At 42.1% G+C, this 17572-nt stretch carries 18 protein-coding genes; all 18 read left to right on the forward strand.

All coding sequences use genetic code 11. From position 1 onward, the window contains the following. The first annotated feature begins 216 nt into the window (after positions 1–216). Positions 217–2292 carry a type I DNA topoisomerase gene (gene topA / locus J0K78_RS01065; protein WP_206945026.1) on the forward strand — a complete coding sequence of 692 codons (2076 nt, stop codon included), beginning with the start codon at positions 217–219 and terminating at the stop codon, positions 2290–2292. A 389-nt stretch (positions 2293–2681) separates the two neighbouring features. Next, complete coding sequence (gene xerC / locus J0K78_RS01070; protein WP_206945027.1) at positions 2682–3581, forward strand: tyrosine recombinase XerC; 900 nt, start codon at positions 2682–2684, stop codon at positions 3579–3581. A gap of 5 nt (positions 3582–3586) precedes the next feature. Further along, complete coding sequence (gene hslV / locus J0K78_RS01075; protein ID WP_160912422.1) at positions 3587–4132, forward strand: ATP-dependent protease subunit HslV; 546 nt, start codon at positions 3587–3589, stop codon at positions 4130–4132. Between the two features lie 12 nt (positions 4133–4144). Further along, positions 4145–5542: an ATP-dependent protease ATPase subunit HslU gene (gene hslU / locus J0K78_RS01080; RefSeq protein WP_206945028.1), complete on the forward strand. Its 1398-nt coding sequence runs from the start codon at positions 4145–4147 to the stop codon at positions 5540–5542. Positions 5543–5567: 25 nt separating this feature from the next. Further along, a complete protein-coding gene (codY, locus tag J0K78_RS01085) occupies positions 5568–6347 on the forward strand; it encodes a GTP-sensing pleiotropic transcriptional regulator CodY (RefSeq protein WP_160913181.1) in 780 nt (259 codons plus the stop codon). 962 nt (positions 6348–7309) lie between these two features. Continuing rightward, positions 7310–7702, forward strand: a complete 393-nt coding sequence (flgB, locus tag J0K78_RS01090; RefSeq protein ID WP_206945029.1) for a flagellar basal body rod protein FlgB — start codon at positions 7310–7312, stop codon at positions 7700–7702. 3 nt (positions 7703–7705) lie between these two features. Further along, positions 7706–8158, forward strand: coding sequence for a flagellar basal body rod protein FlgC (flgC, locus tag J0K78_RS01095; RefSeq protein ID WP_206945030.1), 453 nt, complete (start codon positions 7706–7708; stop codon positions 8156–8158). Between the two features lie 17 nt (positions 8159–8175). After that, complete coding sequence (gene fliE, locus J0K78_RS01100; RefSeq protein WP_206945031.1) at positions 8176–8481, forward strand: flagellar hook-basal body complex protein FliE; 306 nt, start codon at positions 8176–8178, stop codon at positions 8479–8481. Between the two features lie 64 nt (positions 8482–8545). Then, a complete protein-coding gene (gene fliF, locus J0K78_RS01105) occupies positions 8546–10156 on the forward strand; it encodes a flagellar basal-body MS-ring/collar protein FliF (protein WP_206945032.1) in 1611 nt (536 codons plus the stop codon). A gap of 12 nt (positions 10157–10168) precedes the next feature. Continuing rightward, positions 10169–11182, forward strand: coding sequence for a flagellar motor switch protein FliG (gene fliG, locus J0K78_RS01110; protein ID WP_206945033.1), 1014 nt, complete (start codon positions 10169–10171; stop codon positions 11180–11182). After that, positions 11166–11927, forward strand: coding sequence for a flagellar assembly protein FliH (gene fliH / locus J0K78_RS01115; protein ID WP_206945034.1), 762 nt, complete (start codon positions 11166–11168; stop codon positions 11925–11927). Before fliG ends, fliH begins: the two co-directional genes overlap by 17 nt. Beyond that, complete coding sequence (gene fliI, locus J0K78_RS01120) at positions 11920–13224, forward strand: flagellar protein export ATPase FliI (protein ID WP_206945035.1); 1305 nt, start codon at positions 11920–11922, stop codon at positions 13222–13224. The genes fliH and fliI overlap by 8 nt, the downstream gene beginning before the upstream one ends. 13 nt (positions 13225–13237) lie before the next feature. Further along, complete coding sequence (fliJ, locus tag J0K78_RS01125; RefSeq protein WP_206945036.1) at positions 13238–13687, forward strand: flagellar export protein FliJ; 450 nt, start codon at positions 13238–13240, stop codon at positions 13685–13687. A gap of 4 nt (positions 13688–13691) precedes the next feature. Next, positions 13692–14267: a magnesium transporter MgtE N-terminal domain-containing protein gene (locus J0K78_RS01130; RefSeq protein ID WP_206945037.1), complete on the forward strand. Its 576-nt coding sequence runs from the start codon at positions 13692–13694 to the stop codon at positions 14265–14267. 26 nt (positions 14268–14293) lie between these two features. After that, positions 14294–15724: a flagellar hook-length control protein FliK gene (locus J0K78_RS01135; RefSeq protein ID WP_206945038.1), complete on the forward strand. Its 1431-nt coding sequence runs from the start codon at positions 14294–14296 to the stop codon at positions 15722–15724. 8 nt (positions 15725–15732) lie between these two features. Next, positions 15733–16200 (forward strand): flagellar hook assembly protein FlgD, encoded by a 468-nt coding sequence (gene flgD, locus J0K78_RS01140; RefSeq protein WP_206945039.1) that lies wholly within the window; start codon positions 15733–15735, stop codon positions 16198–16200. Position 16201: 1 nt separating this feature from the next. After that, a complete protein-coding gene (locus J0K78_RS01145; protein ID WP_206945040.1) occupies positions 16202–16567 on the forward strand; it encodes a TIGR02530 family flagellar biosynthesis protein in 366 nt (121 codons plus the stop codon). Positions 16568–16650: 83 nt separating this feature from the next. Further along, a complete protein-coding gene (gene flgG, locus J0K78_RS01150; protein WP_206945041.1) occupies positions 16651–17559 on the forward strand; it encodes a flagellar basal body rod protein FlgG in 909 nt (302 codons plus the stop codon). Positions 17560–17572 lie beyond the last annotated feature (13 nt).

Raw genomic sequence — 17572 nt, forward strand, 5'->3', positions numbered from 1 at the left:
TATTTAATAATAGGGAAGATTTATTTTATAAAAAGCTGATTCACCCACTAGCATAGAAAGATGACCACGTTCGAGTGACTTTTTCTTACTGGATAGGACAGTTAGGTTTCCTTTTCCATTTGATTAAGTTTTAGAGCGATAGGTAAATTAAAAAACAAAAATGTAAAAAGAGTGTATGAAACATAAAGAGAAAACACCTCTATGGGAGGAACCTATATGGCAGATTATCTGGTAATAGTAGAATCACCTGCAAAAGCAAAAACAATTGAACGATACCTGGGAAAGAAATATAAAGTCAAAGCATCCCTTGGACATGTGCGTGACTTGCCTAAGAGTCAAATGGGTGTGGACGTTGAAAATGAATTCAATCCCAAATATATAACGATCAGGGGAAAAGGCCCTGTTTTAAAAGAACTAAAGACTGCCGCCAAAAAGGCAAAGAAAGTTTATCTCGCTGCCGACCCCGACCGCGAAGGGGAAGCGATTGCCTGGCATTTAGCCCACAGTTTGGAAATTGATGATACTTCAGATTGTAGAGTCGTTTTCAACGAAATCACCAAAGAAGCAATAAAAGATTCATTTAAACACCCGAGATCGATCGATTCGGATCTGGTGGATGCTCAACAGGCCCGCCGGATTCTTGACCGCCTTGTCGGATATAACATAAGCCCTATTCTTTGGAAGAAAGTGAAAAAGGGCTTGAGTGCGGGCCGTGTTCAATCCGTTGCCGTGAAGATTATCATTGATCGCGAAAATGAGATTAAAAAATTCCAACCCGAAGAATATTGGACCATTGAAGCTGATTTCTTAAAAGAAAAAGAGACCTTTGAAGGTTCCTTTTATGGTGTTGATGGCAAGAAGAAGGATTTGAAAACACAGGATGATGTAGATGAAATCCAAAAGCGGATGAAAGGAAAAGATTTCTCTGTAGAGAAAGTAAACAAAAGAGAAAGAAAAAGGAACCCGTCCCTTCCTTTCACCACTTCCTCACTGCAGCAGGAAGCGGCACGTAAATTGAACTTCCGTGCGAAGAAGACAATGATGATTGCTCAACAGCTTTATGAAGGAATTGATCTTGGCGGAAAGCAGGGGACTACTGGTTTAATTACGTATATGCGTACGGATTCCACACGTTTGTCGAATTCGGCCAAAGAGGATGCTAAGCAATACATCGAAGGTAATTTCGGCAAAGAGTTTCTTGGTCAAAGTAAAGGGGCTAAAAAGCAAGAAGGAGCACAAGATGCCCACGAGGCCATCAGGCCTACAGGAGCAGATCGTGATCCGAAGGCTATGAAGAGCATATTATCCCGTGACCAGTATCGTCTGTATAAATTGATTTGGGACAGGTTTATAGCAAGCCAAATGGCGCCAGCGGTGTTGGATACAATGACCGTCCACCTTTACAATGAAGGGGTGGAATTCAGAGCTACAGGTTCTGAAGTGAAATTCAAAGGGTTTATGAAAGTCTATATCGAAGGTCGGGATGATAATAAGAAAGAGAAAGACAAACTTTTGCCTCATCTTGAAGAAGGGATGACTGTAAAAGCAGAAGAAATCCAACCGAACCAACACTTCACGCAGCCGCCTCCAAGGTACACGGAAGCGCGTCTGGTTAAGACACTTGAGGAGCTTGGAATCGGGCGTCCTTCAACTTATGCACCAACCCTTGATACCATTCAGCGTCGTGGTTATGTCGCTCTGGATAATAAACGTTTTATTCCAACGGAGCTCGGAGAAATTGTTCTTGAGCAATTGAGAGAGTACTTCCCGGAAATCATTGACGTCGATTTTACGAAAGGTATGGAAGATGACCTTGATGCAATTGAGGATGGAAAAGAGGATTGGGTGAACATCATCAGCCAATTCTATGATGGTTTTCAGCCTCGCTTAGAAAAAGCAGAAAAAGAAATGGAAGAAATTGAAATTAAAGATGAGCCTGCAGGAATTGATTGCGAGAAATGTGGGCATGAAATGGTCTATAAAATGGGGAGGTACGGAAAGTTCCTTGCATGTTCGAATTTCCCTGACTGCCGCAATACGAAACCGATTCTTAAAAAGGTCGGAGTCACTTGTCCGAAATGTAAAGATGGAGAAGTCGTCGAACGGAAAAGTAAGAAAAACCGCAAGTTTTTTGGTTGTGAAAACTATCCTGATTGTGACTTCATATCCTGGGATAAGCCAATCAGCAGACCTTGTCCGAAATGTGAATCTCTGCTTGTGGAGAAGAAGTCGAAGAAGGGTACTCAGATTCAGTGTACCGAATGTGACTATAAAGAAGAGCCTCAATCATGATCTAGTTATAAAACCAAGAGTCTATGACTATCCTTTTAGTTATAGACTCTTTTTTTATTTGTTTCAACAGATGTTGGATTACAAGACAGCTGCTAAACAGATAAAAGGTACAACCTAAGACTTAAAGAATAGGGATAAATTATGAAATCGATGATGAGTTTTTATGGAACGTAAGTTTTTGATTGACAGCTATAATATGGGACGCTATAATTACGCTTTGGTAAGTATACATACTTGACACATATCCTAATGAAACTACGATTTCTGAGACTCCTTGGTTATTAAGAGTTGGAAACAATTCAGAATTTTGTTACATTTTAATTAAATGCATTGTTATGTCTATGAGTGTTGTGATAAAATTTAGACGCCTTTGAGAGGTGGCAGGAATTATGCAGTCATACAAAGATCTTTTTATGGAATACCTTCAAATTGAAAAAAACGCTTCGCCTCTTACTTTAAAGCATTACGGAAGGGATTTGGATGAATTTGAATCGTTTCTCACATCCGAGGGGGTAACGATTCAGGAATGTGAATACCCCGTCATTCGAATCTTTTTATCAAGGCAGTATGATGCGCAGCATTCAAGAAGGACAGTCTCCAGAAAAATATCAAGTTTGAGAAGCTATTTCCGTTTTTTAGAACGAGAAGAAATTGTCGGTCAGAACCCATTTTTAAATGTGGTATTGCCAAAGAAAGAAAGTCCTATACCGAACTTCTTCTATGAAGAAGAATTAGAGAAACTATTCACAGTGAGTGATCTTCATACGCCTTTAGGACAGAGAAACCAGGCTCTTATCGAACTTCTTTATGGAACGGGTATACGTGTCAGTGAATGTGTGAAAATGGACCTCTCTGACCTGGATTTTTCATTGAATACAGCTCTTGTTCATGGAAAAGGAAGTAAAGATCGCTACGTTCCATATGGGCAGTTTGCTGCAAAATCACTTCACACATATATAAATGATGGCAGGAATCAATTGGCTTCTAAGAAAAATACATCGAGTAAACGGTTGTTTTTGAATGCTAAAGGTGGTCCTTTAACAGCCGATGGGATCAGGCTTATATTGAAAAAGATGGTGGAAAATGCTGCAATGACGGTGGATATTCATCCCCATAAATTGAGGCATTCGTTTGCTACCCACCTGCTGAACGAAGGGGCAGATCTGCGCTCTGTACAGGAATTGTTAGGGCATGAACGGCTCTCTTCCACTCAGATTTATACGCACGTATCGAAAGATCGATTGAAAAATGTATATATGAACAGTCATCCCCGAGCGAATAAGAGGTGAAAATAATGGAGCAGCAATTTCATGCAACAACGATCTTTGCCGTCCAGCACAACGGAGAGTGTGCGATGAGCGGAGATGGTCAGGTTACATTAGGAAATCAAGTAGTGATGAAACACAAGGCAAGGAAAGTCCGCCGATTATTTAATGATCAAGTATTAGCAGGTTTCGCTGGTTCTGTGGCCGATGCTTTTACTCTATTTGAGAAGTTTGAAGGAAAGCTGGAAAGCTATGATGGGAACCTTGCTAGAGCTTCTGTAGAACTTGCCAAAGAGTGGCGGAGTGATCGCGTTCTGAGGAAATTAGAAGCGATGTTGATCGTCATGGATAAAGAAAATATGTTTCTTGTATCAGGTACTGGGGAAGTAATAGAACCGGACGATGGTATTCTTGCTATCGGTTCAGGTGGTAACTTCGCTCTTAGTGCAGGGCGAGCCTTGAAACGTTATTCACCGGAACAATCTGCTTCACAAATTGCCAGAGCAGCACTTGAGGTTGCAGGAGAGATCTGCGTGTTTACTAATGATCAAATAATTCTGGAAGTTCTCGATTAAGGGGGACCATGTATGTCATTAAACTTGACTCCAAGACAAATTGTTGAAAAACTTGATCAATATATTATTGGCCAGGAGAGCGCTAAGCGATCTGTAGCCATTGCTCTTCGAAACAGGTATCGCCGCATGCAGCTGACAGATGATTTGAAAGATGAAATCGTACCGAAAAACATCTTAATGATGGGGCCTACAGGAGTAGGTAAAACTGAAATTGCCCGTCGTTTAGCGAAATTAGTCGGGGCTCCTTTTGTAAAAGTAGAAGCTACCAAATTCACTGAGGTCGGTTACGTTGGTCGTGATGTGGAATCCATGGTACGTGACTTAGTGGAAATGGCCGTACGCATGGTGAAGGAAGAGAAAATGGAGGCTGTGAAAGACAGAGCAGAAGAACAAGCGAACAAGCGCCTTGTAAAACTGCTCGTTCCTTCTAAGAAAAAACAATCCAATAACTTCAAAAACCCATTTGAGATGATCTTTAATCAAGGCAATCAACAGGAAGTGGAGCCTGATGAGAAGAGCGAAGAAGCGGAAATAGAGACAAAAAGAAGCCGTATTCGTCATCAATTGGATCTTGGTGAGCTGGAGGACCGTATGGTAACCATTGAGGTGGAAGAATCTCAATCTTCCATGTTTGACATGATGCAAGGCTCCGGTATGGAACAGATGGGTATGAACATGCAGGATGCATTCAGTCAATTCATGCCGAAAAAGAAAAAGAAACGTAAACTTCCTGTTTCTGAAGCACGAAAAGTATTAACACAAGAAGAAGCAGGAAAATTGGTGGATATGGATGAAGTCGGTCAGGATGCTGTAGCTAAAGTAGAACAGGCTGGGATGATCTTTATTGATGAGATCGATAAAGTGGCAGCCAAGGGTGACAACCAGGCGAATGTATCCCGGGAAGGTGTACAAAGAGACATCCTTCCAATCGTCGAAGGCTCGACGGTCGTCACGAAATACGGACCTGTTGCAACTGACCATATTCTATTTGTTGCTGCCGGTGCTTTCCATATGGCGAAGCCTTCTGATTTAATTCCAGAACTGCAGGGAAGGTTTCCCATCCGTGTAGAGTTGAATAAACTCAGTGTTTCAGACTTCAAGAACATTTTAACAGAGCCTTCGAATGCTCTTTTGAAACAATATAAGGCTTTACTTGAAATAGAAGGTATAAAGGTTGAATTTTCTGACGATGCTATTACTAGACTCGCAGAAATCGCTCATGAAGTAAATCAGGAAACAGACAACATCGGGGCGCGGAGACTGCACACGATTTTAGAAAAACTGCTTGAGGATTTATCTTTTGAAGCCCCTGACGTAACGATGGAAACCATTGAAATCACACCGCAGTATGTAGACAGCAAACTATCATCTATTGTAAAAAACAAAGATTTGAGTCGATTTATTTTATAGGGTGAACAACAAGGAGGAAATGAACATGAAACTATTAGACCGTGCACGTAAAATCAATGCAATGCTGCAAAAAACCACAGGTAAATCCGTGGACTTCAATGATATGTCCGCAACAATGCGAGACGTGATTGAGGCGAATACATTCGTCTTAAGCCGTCGAGGAAAGCTTTTAGGCTTTGCCATCAATCAGGAAATTGAGAATGAGCGAATGAAGGCCATGCTTTCTGAGCGTCAATTCCCGGAAGAGTACACACAAAACCTATTCAAAATAGAAGAAACTACGCCGGATATCGATATCAACAGTGAATACACGGCTTTTCCTGTTGAAAACCGTGAACTGTTTGAAAATGGTCTAACAACAATCGTTCCGATCATTGGTGGTGGCCAGCGTCTAGGTACGCTTATTCTGAGCCGCCTGAATAGTAATTTCAATGAAGATGATCTTCTGCTAGCTGAATACGGAGCTACTGTAGTTGGTATGGAAATTCTTCATGAAAAAACTGAAGAAATCGAACAGGAAGCACGAAGCAAAGCTGTCGTACAAATGGCAATCAGCTCCCTATCCTATAGTGAACTTGAAGCTATCGAACACATTTTTGAAGAGCTGGAAGGGAACGAAGGGCTGCTTGTAGCAAGTAAAATTGCCGACCGTGTAGGAATTACAAGGTCAGTAATTGTTAATGCCCTTAGAAAACTGGAAAGTGCAGGTGTTATCGAGTCTCGTTCATTAGGAATGAAGGGAACCTACATCAAAGTATTGAATAACAACTTCCTACTGGAGCTTCAAAAGCTTCGTACCAATTAAGAAAAATCAAACCGCCACTTTTTACAAAGTGGCGGTTTTTTTATGCGTTTATTGAGTTTCAATAGGCTCTGTTATTCCTTAACATCGTGGTGATGGGATGAGTTCCATCGTTCAGACACGCTTATATCCTAGAGGTTCTCCAATGACACTTTCATGTGGTGAATAGAGGGAGCTTTAGTCTAAGGTCCGGCGTGCTCTCTAAAATATCCGTTTGCTAGCAGCGGGAGTCCTTTAGTTTCTTAACCCGGCCCCATCCGATAGATGTTAGCAAAGAACCTTCATGCTCGAGAGCTATCTTTTACTCACTTTCGTGCTACACATAAAAAGATTTATTTTCTTATCTAAAAACTGATCAGGATCTGAAATGATTCACTTCCATGAAGTCGCTATTATCAGAAGTGTTCTTGAAGAAAAATTGAAAAGTCGGAGAACTGGAGAGTTTCTACATGAAGTCTGTGGCCACGCTAATCTGTGACATATACTCTGGATGAAGCCGATGAAGTAAACAAGAAGAACGCAGTAATTCGAAGATGACTTAAAAATGAGGGAAGGCTTGCTGAACTCCAAGGAAAAGGGGGGATTCCTCGCAGATTCATCTACTCTATAATCGTAGTAATATGAGTCTCCTGCATTTCTTCCATATATTGTAACAAAGAACGACTATTTCTTCGAGGGTGATGTGTTTTTTAACAGATTTAACCTATTTTCACTATCTTATGTCGTGTTTTAAAAATATCCAAAATATATTCACTATTCGACAAAAAGTTATGTAATAATGTTCATTATGGGAAAGATTTCGACACTTGGAAACAAAAGTTAAAAACTAAGGAATATAGACCTGATTCTTTTGGGGTGTTTGTAATACTCTCGTAAAAAAGTACCTTTTTATATAGACACAAGTACGTGAATTTTTTTACAATTGTGTCTGTGAGTATGGAAAAATGTCGAATAGAGGTGGAGTAATGGCTCTTTTCAGTAGCACTTTTACAAGTTTAGAGAATGCTTTGGACTATTCATCAGCTAAAAACAGAGCAATCTCTAATAATATTGCCAACGTGGATACACCGGGGTATAAAGCTAAAGGTGTCGCTTTCAAGGATGTCTTAAATCAGGAACACTCATTTCTGCAGGCGAAAAGAACGAATGATCGTCATTTACCCTTTACGAATAACACTGGTCAACCGTATCGGACGTTTACAAGAACAGATACGGTATACAATCATAACGGAAATAACGTGGACATCGATAAAGAAATGAATGAGCTGGCACAAAATCAAATCCAGTATCAGGCTTTAGTTGACCGCATGAGTGGTAAATTCCGCAGCCTGGAATCTGTCATCAGGGGAGGGAATTAACGGATGAGTATCTTTCATGCAATGAACAATAGTGCAAGCGCACTCACAGCTCAGCGCTTACGTATGGATGTAGCTTCATCGAACATGGCGAACGCAAATACAACAAGAGCCACTTTGGATGAGAATGGAGAATGGCAGCCTTACCGGCGCAGGATGGTCGTCTTTGAGCCGTCTGAAAACAACTTCAAAAGTTTTTTACATAAAGCAGCCAGTGATTCATCACAAGGAAGTGGTGTGAAAGCAACAGCAATCATTGAGGACGAAGAGCCATTTAAACTCGTATACAACCCAAATCATCCTGATGCCAACGAGGATGGTTATGTAGAACTGCCTAATGTCGACCCTTTAAAAGAAATGGTTGATATGATGAGTGCCACTCGTTCGTATGAGGCGAATGTGACGGCAGTCAATGCTTCTAAAAGTATGTTAATGAAAGCTTTGGAAATCGGAAGATAAAGTAAGGAGAATAGAGTATGTCCAACCCTATAATTAACACAATCCCCTTAAGCCAACCTTCTCAAACCCAATGGGAGAAAAATATTTCTCCTGGTGAAGCTCATGCAACATTTGCCAATCAATTAAAGGATGCTGTTGCAGGAGTGAACAAAGCTCAAATTCTGTCTAATGAAAAGACAAAGGCACTCGCTCGGGGAGACATCAACGATTTGCATGATGTGATGATCTCTTCACAAAAGGCAAGCATCACTATGAAGACAACTGTGGAAATGCAGAGTAAAGTCGTAGAAGCATATAAAGAAATTATGCGTATGCAGGTATAACTCTGCTTTATATTTAATTCGCACTAAACCATTCGCTTAGGTCGTGCTTTTTTTGGGGGCAACTATGAAAGAAAAAATAAAAAAATATCAAGGAAGAATGACAACCTTTTGGAAAGAGCGGAAAACATCACAAAAGGGGTGGATAATTGGCGGGGTGGCTGCCATTATTTTAATCTTTATCCTAACTGGTGTTTTCGCCTCACGTACGAATATGGTTCCCTTATACAGAGATTTGACATTACAGGAAATTGGTCAAATTAAGACGGAACTGGAAACAAGAGGAGTTACATATGAACTGGATCAAGGAGGATCAACCATACTTGTTCCAGACACCCAGGCAGAAGGTTTACTTGTTGACCTCGCAGCTGCTGGCCTGCCTAATAGTGGAACAATTGATTATGGTTTTTTCAGTGGAAATACATCCTGGGGGATGACGGATAATGAGTTTGATGTCATCAAGCTCGATGCGATGCAGACCGAACTTGCCAATTTAATGAAAGGCATCACAGGCATCCAGGATGCTCAAGTCATGATCAACATGCCGGAAGAACAGGTCTTTGTTTCTGAATCCGCGCAACCGGCCTCTGCCTCTATTGTGCTCAATGTACAGCCGGGGCACCAAATTGAAAATGGACAAATCGAAGCACTTTATAACTTAGCTTCAAAATCTGTACCGAATCTACCTAAAGATAATATCGTCATTATGGACCAGAATTTCAACTATTTTGATATCAACAAATCTCATATGGGTGGTTCTGACAATGCTTATACGTATCAGCAGAATGTGAAAAAAGACATTGAAAGAGACATTAAGCAGCGTTTGCAGCGTATGCTCGGCATGATGATCGGCCAGCAAAAAGTGATGGCTACTGTAACAGCAGATATTGATTTCACTAAGGAAAATCGTGTAGAGGAACTTGTTGAGCCTGTAGACCCTGAAACAATGGAAGGGCTACCTGTGAGTGTAGAAAGAATTGAAGAAACTTACGAAGGTGGTATTCCTGAAGGTGGACCTGTAGGTACAGAAGAAGGGGACATACCGGAATACCCGGCTGGCACAGAAGGTTCTGGTGGAGATTACGAAATGAATCGTGAAACCATCAACAATGAGTTCAACAGAATCAAGAAGAATATTGAAGAAAGTCCATATAAGGTCAGGGATTTAGGGATTCAAGTAGCAATCGATAATACCAAGAGTGTCGGTCCAGACGGTGAGATCGAATACCTGACTGCTGCTGAACAACAAACTGTGCAAGAGAGCGTACAGTCCATTGTGGATTCAATGATTACAACTTCGATTAATGGCGAATACGGAGAAATAGATACACAGGAAAAAGTATCGATCGTGTTCCAGGAATTCAATGGGGAACCCGAATTCCCTGATTCACGGGAAGGCATTCCTCTATGGGTTTACATTATCGGAGCTATACTCTTATTTACGATCCTCGTACTGCTCATCGTTATCGCTAGAAGAAAGAGAACGAAGGTAGACGAGGCTGAGGAAGACTACATGTTCTTTGAAGAAGAGGTGCAAGAATCTAGGCCTCAGGAAATCCCTTCTATAGAAGAGCGGGAAGATGAAGGAACGCGCAAACGGAAACAGTTGGAAAAAATGGCAAAAGAAAAACCTGAAGATTTTGCGAAATTATTGCGATCATGGATTGCGGAAGATTAAGGAGGTCTATGTATGGCCTTAAGAAAAACAAAGTTGACTGGCAAGCAGAAAGCGGCTGTCCTGTTGATCTCCCTTGGTCCGGATGTTGCTGCTCAAGTTTACAAACATTTAGATGAAGAAGAGATTGAACAATTGACATTGGAAATCTCTTCTGTTCAAAAAGTGGATAGTAAAGAAAAAGAAGAAATCCTGGATCAGTTTCATCAAATTGCATTAGCTCAGGATTATATTTCACAGGGTGGAATCGGCTATGCTAAAACGATTCTTGAGAAAGCGCTTGGTTCAGATGAAGCATCGAATATTATCGGGCGTCTCACTTCATCTTTGCAAGTGAAGCCATTTGACTTCGCTAGAAAAGCGGATGCTCATCAGATCCTGAACTTTATTCAAAACGAGCACCCACAAACCATAGCACTAGTATTGTCCTACCTCGACCCTGAACAGTCTGGACAGATATTATCAGAACTCCCCCAGGAACTTCAGGCAGACGTTGCTCGAAGGATTGCCACCATGGATTCCACTTCCCCTGAAGTGATCAGTCAGGTAGAGCAAATTCTCGAGAAAAAGTTGTCTACAACAGTCACTCAGGACTATACAGAAACTGGTGGAATTCAAGCGGTTGTGGAAGTTTTAAATGGTGTTGATCGTAGTACAGAAAGGACGATCCTTGACTCCCTTGAAATACAAGATCCGGAACTCGCAGAAGAAATTAAGAAACGGATGTTTGTGTTTGAGGATATTGTTGCTCTGGATAACAGGGCGATACAGAGGATCATCCGTGATGTTGAAAATGATGATCTGCGACTGTCACTTAAAGTGTCCAGTGAAGAAGTGAAGGACATCGTATTCAGTAACATGTCTGAACGGATGGCAACCACTTTTAAAGAAGAGATGGAATTTATGGGACCTGTCAGACTGCGGGATGTGGAAGAAGCGCAGACGAGAGTAGTTTCCACCATTCGCCGTTTAGAAGATGTTGGAGAAATCGTAATAGCAAGAGGTGGAGGAGATGACATCATTGTCTAATGGCGGATCTTCTTCCAATGGCCGTGTCATTGGCTTAAGACCTGTTCATTTTCAAGGACATCGCACTAATGAAGAAGAACAAGACCAGCAGCGGCTGCAAATCAAGCAGCACTTACAGCAGGCTCAAGAAGATCTAGAGGCAGCCAGGAATCAAAGGAAGCAATTGATTCGCTCCACGGAAGAAGAAATAGAGTCTTTGAAAGCCACTTGGGAAGAAGAAAGAAAAATGATTGAAAGTGAAGCCTACCAGAAAGGGATGAAAGAGGGTTTTCAACAAGGTCATAAAGAAGGATACGAAACCTTCCAAACCCGGTTATCCCAGGCTAATGATATGATCCTTCAAGCGAAAGCTTCGCATGACCGTATGGTTACAAATAGTGAAAGAACGATCGTAGAAGTAGCTATGAAAACTGCCGAAAAGATTCTTAACAAGAAACTGGAAGAAGATCCGACCTCGTTTATGCCGGTGGTTAAAAAAGTGATGGAAGAGGTCAAAGGACAACCAGAAGTCGCCTTGTATGTCCACCCGGAAAAATATAGTTTTGTCCATAAACAGTCTGACGAACTTGAACGGCTGATTACGCCATCCTCATACTTAAGTATTTATGCAGAAGAAGAGTTAGACCCTAACGCATGTATCGTGGAGTCACGGTTTGGAAGACTTGATGGAAGCGTAGATACTCAGTTATCAGAACTCAGGCATCAACTGCTCTCGGTTGCACATGAGGAGATGGGAAATGAATAGTCAGCGTTATTTTGATGCGATCGCCAATGCAGAATCTATGAAAAGGTACGGGAAAATTCATAGGGTTGTCGGACTTATGATTGAATCCAAAGGGCCGGAAGCCTCTGTCGGTGATTTGTGTTATATCCATACTTCTGAACAAAAAGAAAAAATCGCAGCCGAAGTGGTCGGTTTCAACAATGAAAACATCCTCTTGATGCCTTTTCGAGAATTAAAGGAAGTGGGGCCTGGAAGCATTGTCGAAGCCACCGGTGAACCCATGCGAATCAAAGTCGGGATGGGACTTGTCGGTAAGATCCTGGATGCTACAGGGTACCCGTTAGATGGTGCATCGATGCCACTAGGTTTAAGGGGGTATCCTACAGACCAGAATCCTCCCAACCCTCTCATGCGTCCACCGATTCATGAACCGATTCAAGTAGGCGTGAGAGCTGTTGACACCATGTTGACGGTCGGCAAAGGACAGAGGGTCGGTATATTTGCAGGAAGCGGTGTTGGTAAAAGTACCTTGATGGGAATGATCGCCAGAAACAGCTCCGCCGATTTAAATGTGATCGCCTTGATTGGGGAAAGGGGCCGGGAAGTGAGGGAGTTCATTGAGAATGATCTTGGTGATGAGGGGTTAAAAAACTCCATTCTTGTAGTTGCTACTTCCGACCAGCCAGCTTTGATGAGAGTAAAGGGAGCTTACACAGCGACAGCCATCAGTGAATATTTTCGTGACCTTGGGTATAACGTCAATTTGATGATGGATTCTGTCACTCGTTTTGCCATGGCGCAGCGTGAGATTGGTCTTGCTACGGGAGAACCACCAACGACCAAAGGCTATACGCCCTCCGTTTTTGCACTCTTACCCAAACTATTAGAACGAACTGGGTCCAGCACAAATGGAACGATTACAGCCTTTTACACAGTTTTAGTTGATGGCGATGATTTGAATGAACCGATCTCTGATACTGTCCGGGGAATTCTTGATGGTCATTTTGTTCTTGATCGTAAACTCGCAGAACAAGGACATTTTCCAGCCATCAATATTTTGAAGTCCATCAGTCGAGTGATGAAGCAAATTGTCTCTCCCGAGCATAAGGAATCAGCTGAGAAGTTGCGAGCTCTTTTAGCTACGTATGAAGAAAATAGTGAGTTGATTCAAATCGGGGCCTATAAAAAAGGGTCTAGTAAAGAAATCGACCAAGCGATATCCTATCACTCTGCCATCATTCAATTTTTAAGACAAGGGATTCACGAACCGGCAAGATTTGAGAAATCCGTGGAAGATTTGAGAAATCTGTTCCTATAGGAGGCTGAATGACATGGCTGAAATTCAAACATTCCAAAGAATTAGAGACTTGAGAGATAGAGAGAAACAAAAGACCCGCAAGGTCTATCAGGATGCGGTCAATGATTTCGAAAAACAGGCAGAAAAACTTTATGATTGCCTGAAAAAAAAGGAATTAGCGGAAAAAAGCTTTGAAGAAGAAATGAAAAACCAAACAGTGAGAGCGGATGCGATCGTGCGGCACCAGCGATACATACAAGGTTTACAGGAAACGATCGACCACCTCCAACCTGCTGTGCACAATGCCAGAGTGAATATGCAGCAAAAACAAGCCAAACTTTCCAAGGCTCATTTAGAGGTGAAGAAGTTTGAAAAGATTGTGGAGCATAAGCAGGAGGAGCAATGGAATTTTATGAAACATGAAGAAACCAAGCAGATGGATGAACTATCCATGCAACAATACTTGAATTTTCAGAATAGGTGATGGAATGGCAAAGAGTACACACACGAAAAAAGACAAAAAATCCTTTTTGAAAATCATCACCACCATTATCTTTCCCTTGATTTTTCTTATCACTCTGACATTGATTGTACTCACGTTGAGTGGTGTCAATGTTTTTGAGGAGGCTGAGAGGTACGCCAGTCGTATTCCAGGTCTATCCTCTGTTGCTTCATCTGAAGGTAAAGATACAGATGGTGGCGAGATGGACCGATTGAATGCCGTCATTGCCAACAAAGAAGCTGAAGTGGAAGAACTCCAATCAGAAGCTGATAGTAAACAGAGTCAAATCAATGAACTGGAACAACAAGTGGTGCAGTTGAAAGCTGATTTGGAAGAGGCAGTGGCAGAAGAGGGGAACAACGAGGATTCAAAAGTATCAGCAATGGCTCGCTCCTTTCAGGAGATGGATCCAGAAGAAGCGGCTCCTATCCTCGAAAGTATGAACCAAAATCTAGCGGTCCAAGTTTTGAGTGAAGTAGCCAGTGAAGAAAAAGGAGAAATCCTGGGGCAGATGGACCCTGAAGCTGCAGCAAACATTGCGAGTATGCTGATTGAAGAGTAAGACTTCCTTGAAAGGGGGTGCAAAAAATGAATACAGCTTTAATGACGCTCTCCGGGCCATCTCAAAAAATAGTGGTGAATCCTATTATGAAAAAAGAGGAAGAGGGAGCCACTGAAGAAGCTTTGTTTGGATCTATTCTTCTCGATCTTCAAGGGAGTACCACAAGGTCAATTCCAGAGGAGAGCAATCTAAAGGAAACAAAAGAAAAATTCATCGAGCTTTTTAATAAAATCGAGGCCATGATTTCGAACCTGATAGAACAAGGTGAATGGTCTGATGGTCAAGGTGCGAATTGGAATGAAACCATTCGCAAAGCTAAAGGGGCGGTCTCTGAAGGACTTTTCTCAAAAATGATTTTACCGATGGAAGAGCTGGGGCAGCAACTCATCGCTGAAGAACCCCTTGCTGATTTATCCGAACTGACCCAGGAACTGGCACTAACATTCCAAGAACTGGCATTACTCCTGAAAACAGTGACTACAAAGAGTGGAAGCTCCATGCAGCACCTTGCTCCTTTATTTACTGAGGAAGAGGTTGTATCTGCTTCTAATCCTGACCACATAGAAAAAAACTTACATAAGACATGGCAGGAGATGAAGAGCATCATTCAGACTTTTCATGAGAAAGATCCTTCTCCTCAAGTTTCTCATAAAGCTGGTAAAGAAATGAAGGAATTGTTACAGAAGTTCATGCATCTTGTTGAGTCTCTACCTAATCATAAATCAACAGGGCAGGGTGTTCTTGAAAGGATTACACAAGAAGGTACGATTCAAGAACGACAGGTGTTCAGTAAATTGATCCATATGTATCAAAATCGGACAGATGTTCCAAAAACCTACCATCAACAAACACCTCTAACAGGAAAGGACATCGTTAAATGGGTGAAGCAGGCAATGGGGGAAGATCTTCAACAAGAGCCTAAACTTCAAGCCCCTAAGTATCAGGCATTATCCAATAATGTAACGATGCCTATGACTAAAGTGGAACAGCATGTCATCCACATGAACCAGAATCAAGAGAGCACATCTTCTCAAAAACAGATGATCCAGCAGCTGGAGAAAATCATTCAATCCAGTCGGCTGTTCACAAATCCTAAAGGCAGTATGGAAATGCTGATTAAGTTGAAACCGGGGAACCTTGGGGATCTAACCGTAAAATTTGCTCAGGTTAATGGGGAAATGGCAGTGAAGATATTAGTTACGAGTCAAGCCGCTAAAGAGATGCTCGAAGGGAACAAAGCGCAACTGAGACATATGTTTTCCCCCCAACAAGTGGTGATAGAAAAGGTGGAAGCATCTGCTTTGCAGCAACAGCTCCATGACCAGATGGATAGCAGCAGTAAAGACCGGGAGCAACCACGTGACCATAATCAGCATGTTGAAGAGCAGGATGATATGGAAATGACAGAAAACGAAGAACTCAGTTTCCACGAAATATTAATGAATGAGAAAGTATAGGTGATGGTATGACAAGTATTGATCCCTCTCTCTATTTGCAGAATCAGCAGGTTCGAGGGACCGGGAGCAGCACGCTCGGTAAAGATGATTTCTTGAAAATCCTCATGGCTCAAATAAAAAACCAAAATCCGCTGGACCCTATGAAAGACAAAGAGTTTATTTCACAAATGACAGAGTTCTCAAGCCTTGAACAGATGACAAATATGTCACAGTCCTTTCAAAGATTCATAGACACCCAGAATCTCCCTCCGCTTATCCAATACAGTGGGCTGATTGGAAAAGAAGTTTCTTATCCTGTTTATGATCAGGTAACAGGACTAGTGGATCGTACGGAATCAGACATCGTCCAAGCGGTCAACCAGTCCGGGGGAGAAACTTACTTAGAACTCAAATCAGGAGAGAAAATCTCAGTTGCACACATTACCAAAGTAGGTGAAGTGGACGGAAAATCTGAGATAGAAGTTGAAGAGGGATAAGATGGATCCGCGCATTCAATCTTTACACAGACCATTATCCATACCGAAAAAGCAGCCGCTGGCTAAGAAGGCTAATGTTCCTTTTCAACAGTTCCTTCATGAAGCGAAAGAAATCAAAGTAAGTAAACATGCGATGGACAGGTTACAAGATCGGAAGATTGAGATCAGTGAACAAACCTGGTCAAAAATTGGAGAGAAAATGACCGAAGCTCGCGAAAAAGGGGTCGACCAATCCTTGGTCGTACTTAAGGAAGCAGCACTTGTGGTCAGCTCAAAAAATCGAACGGTCGTGACCGCCATGGGCCGCGAGGAGACACAGTCTCAGATTTTCACAAATATCAATGGAACAATTTTTGTAAACGAATAGGCTGGACCCTTAACGGGAGGCCTTGACCATCTGCTGACCGATTGATGCAGATGAATCTACCGAAGGAAAGGAATGTCGTCAATATGCTACGTTCAATGTACTCAGGGATTTCTGGTATGAAAGGTTTTCAGACAAAACTCGATACGATTGGAAATAACATCGCAAACGTCAATACTTATGGTTTTAAAAAAGGAAGAGTCACTTTTCAGGATATGATGAGCCAGACGATGTCTGCAGCTCAAGGACCTACGGCTTTGGCTGACGGAGAGAATATAAGAGGGGGATTGAATCCTTCCCAGGTGGGGCTTGGGTCTCAAGTAGGTTCGATTGATACCATCCACACTCAGGGAAACAGGCAAACGACGAACCGTCCATTGGATTTAGCTTTAGAAGGAGATGGGATGTTCGTTTTGGGTGAAGGTACAGCAGAGCTTCCCATTTCGACGGATGATGCTGCTCTGGACCTGCAAGCTGTTAATTTATCTTTTACACGTGCAGGGAACTTTTATCTGGATAGTGATGGAGCCATTGTAAATGGTGAAGGGAAATATCTGATTGGTCAGAACGGGGAAGGTGGAGGAGCAGGAGCCATCACCATTCCTACAGATGCCCAAAGTTTCAGTATCCAGACCGACGGCACAGTCAACTACATCGATAGTACTGGTAATACTGCTGTAGCTGGGCAGATTCGTTTGGCGCAATTCTCTAACCCTAGTGGTCTTCAGAAAATCGGAGGAAATGCGTTCCAGAATACGAATAACGCTGGAGTTTACTCTGTTGATGGCGAAGGTTTAGCCAGTATCGATGATTTAATTGCTCCTGGTCAAAACGGTACGGGGCAGACAGTATCTGGCGCTCTTGAAATGTCCAACGTCGATCTTGCGGAGTCCTTCACAGAAATGATAACGGCTCAACGTGGATTCCAGGCAAACACAAGAATCATCACTACTTCGGATGAAATCTTACAAGAGCTAGTCAACTTGAAACGATAAAAGGGGGTAGAGG

Origin of the sequence: Halobacillus sp. GSS1 (assembly GCF_017307035.1) — a bacterium.
GTDB classification, from domain to species: domain Bacteria; phylum Bacillota; class Bacilli; order Bacillales; family Halobacillaceae; genus Halobacillus; species Halobacillus litoralis.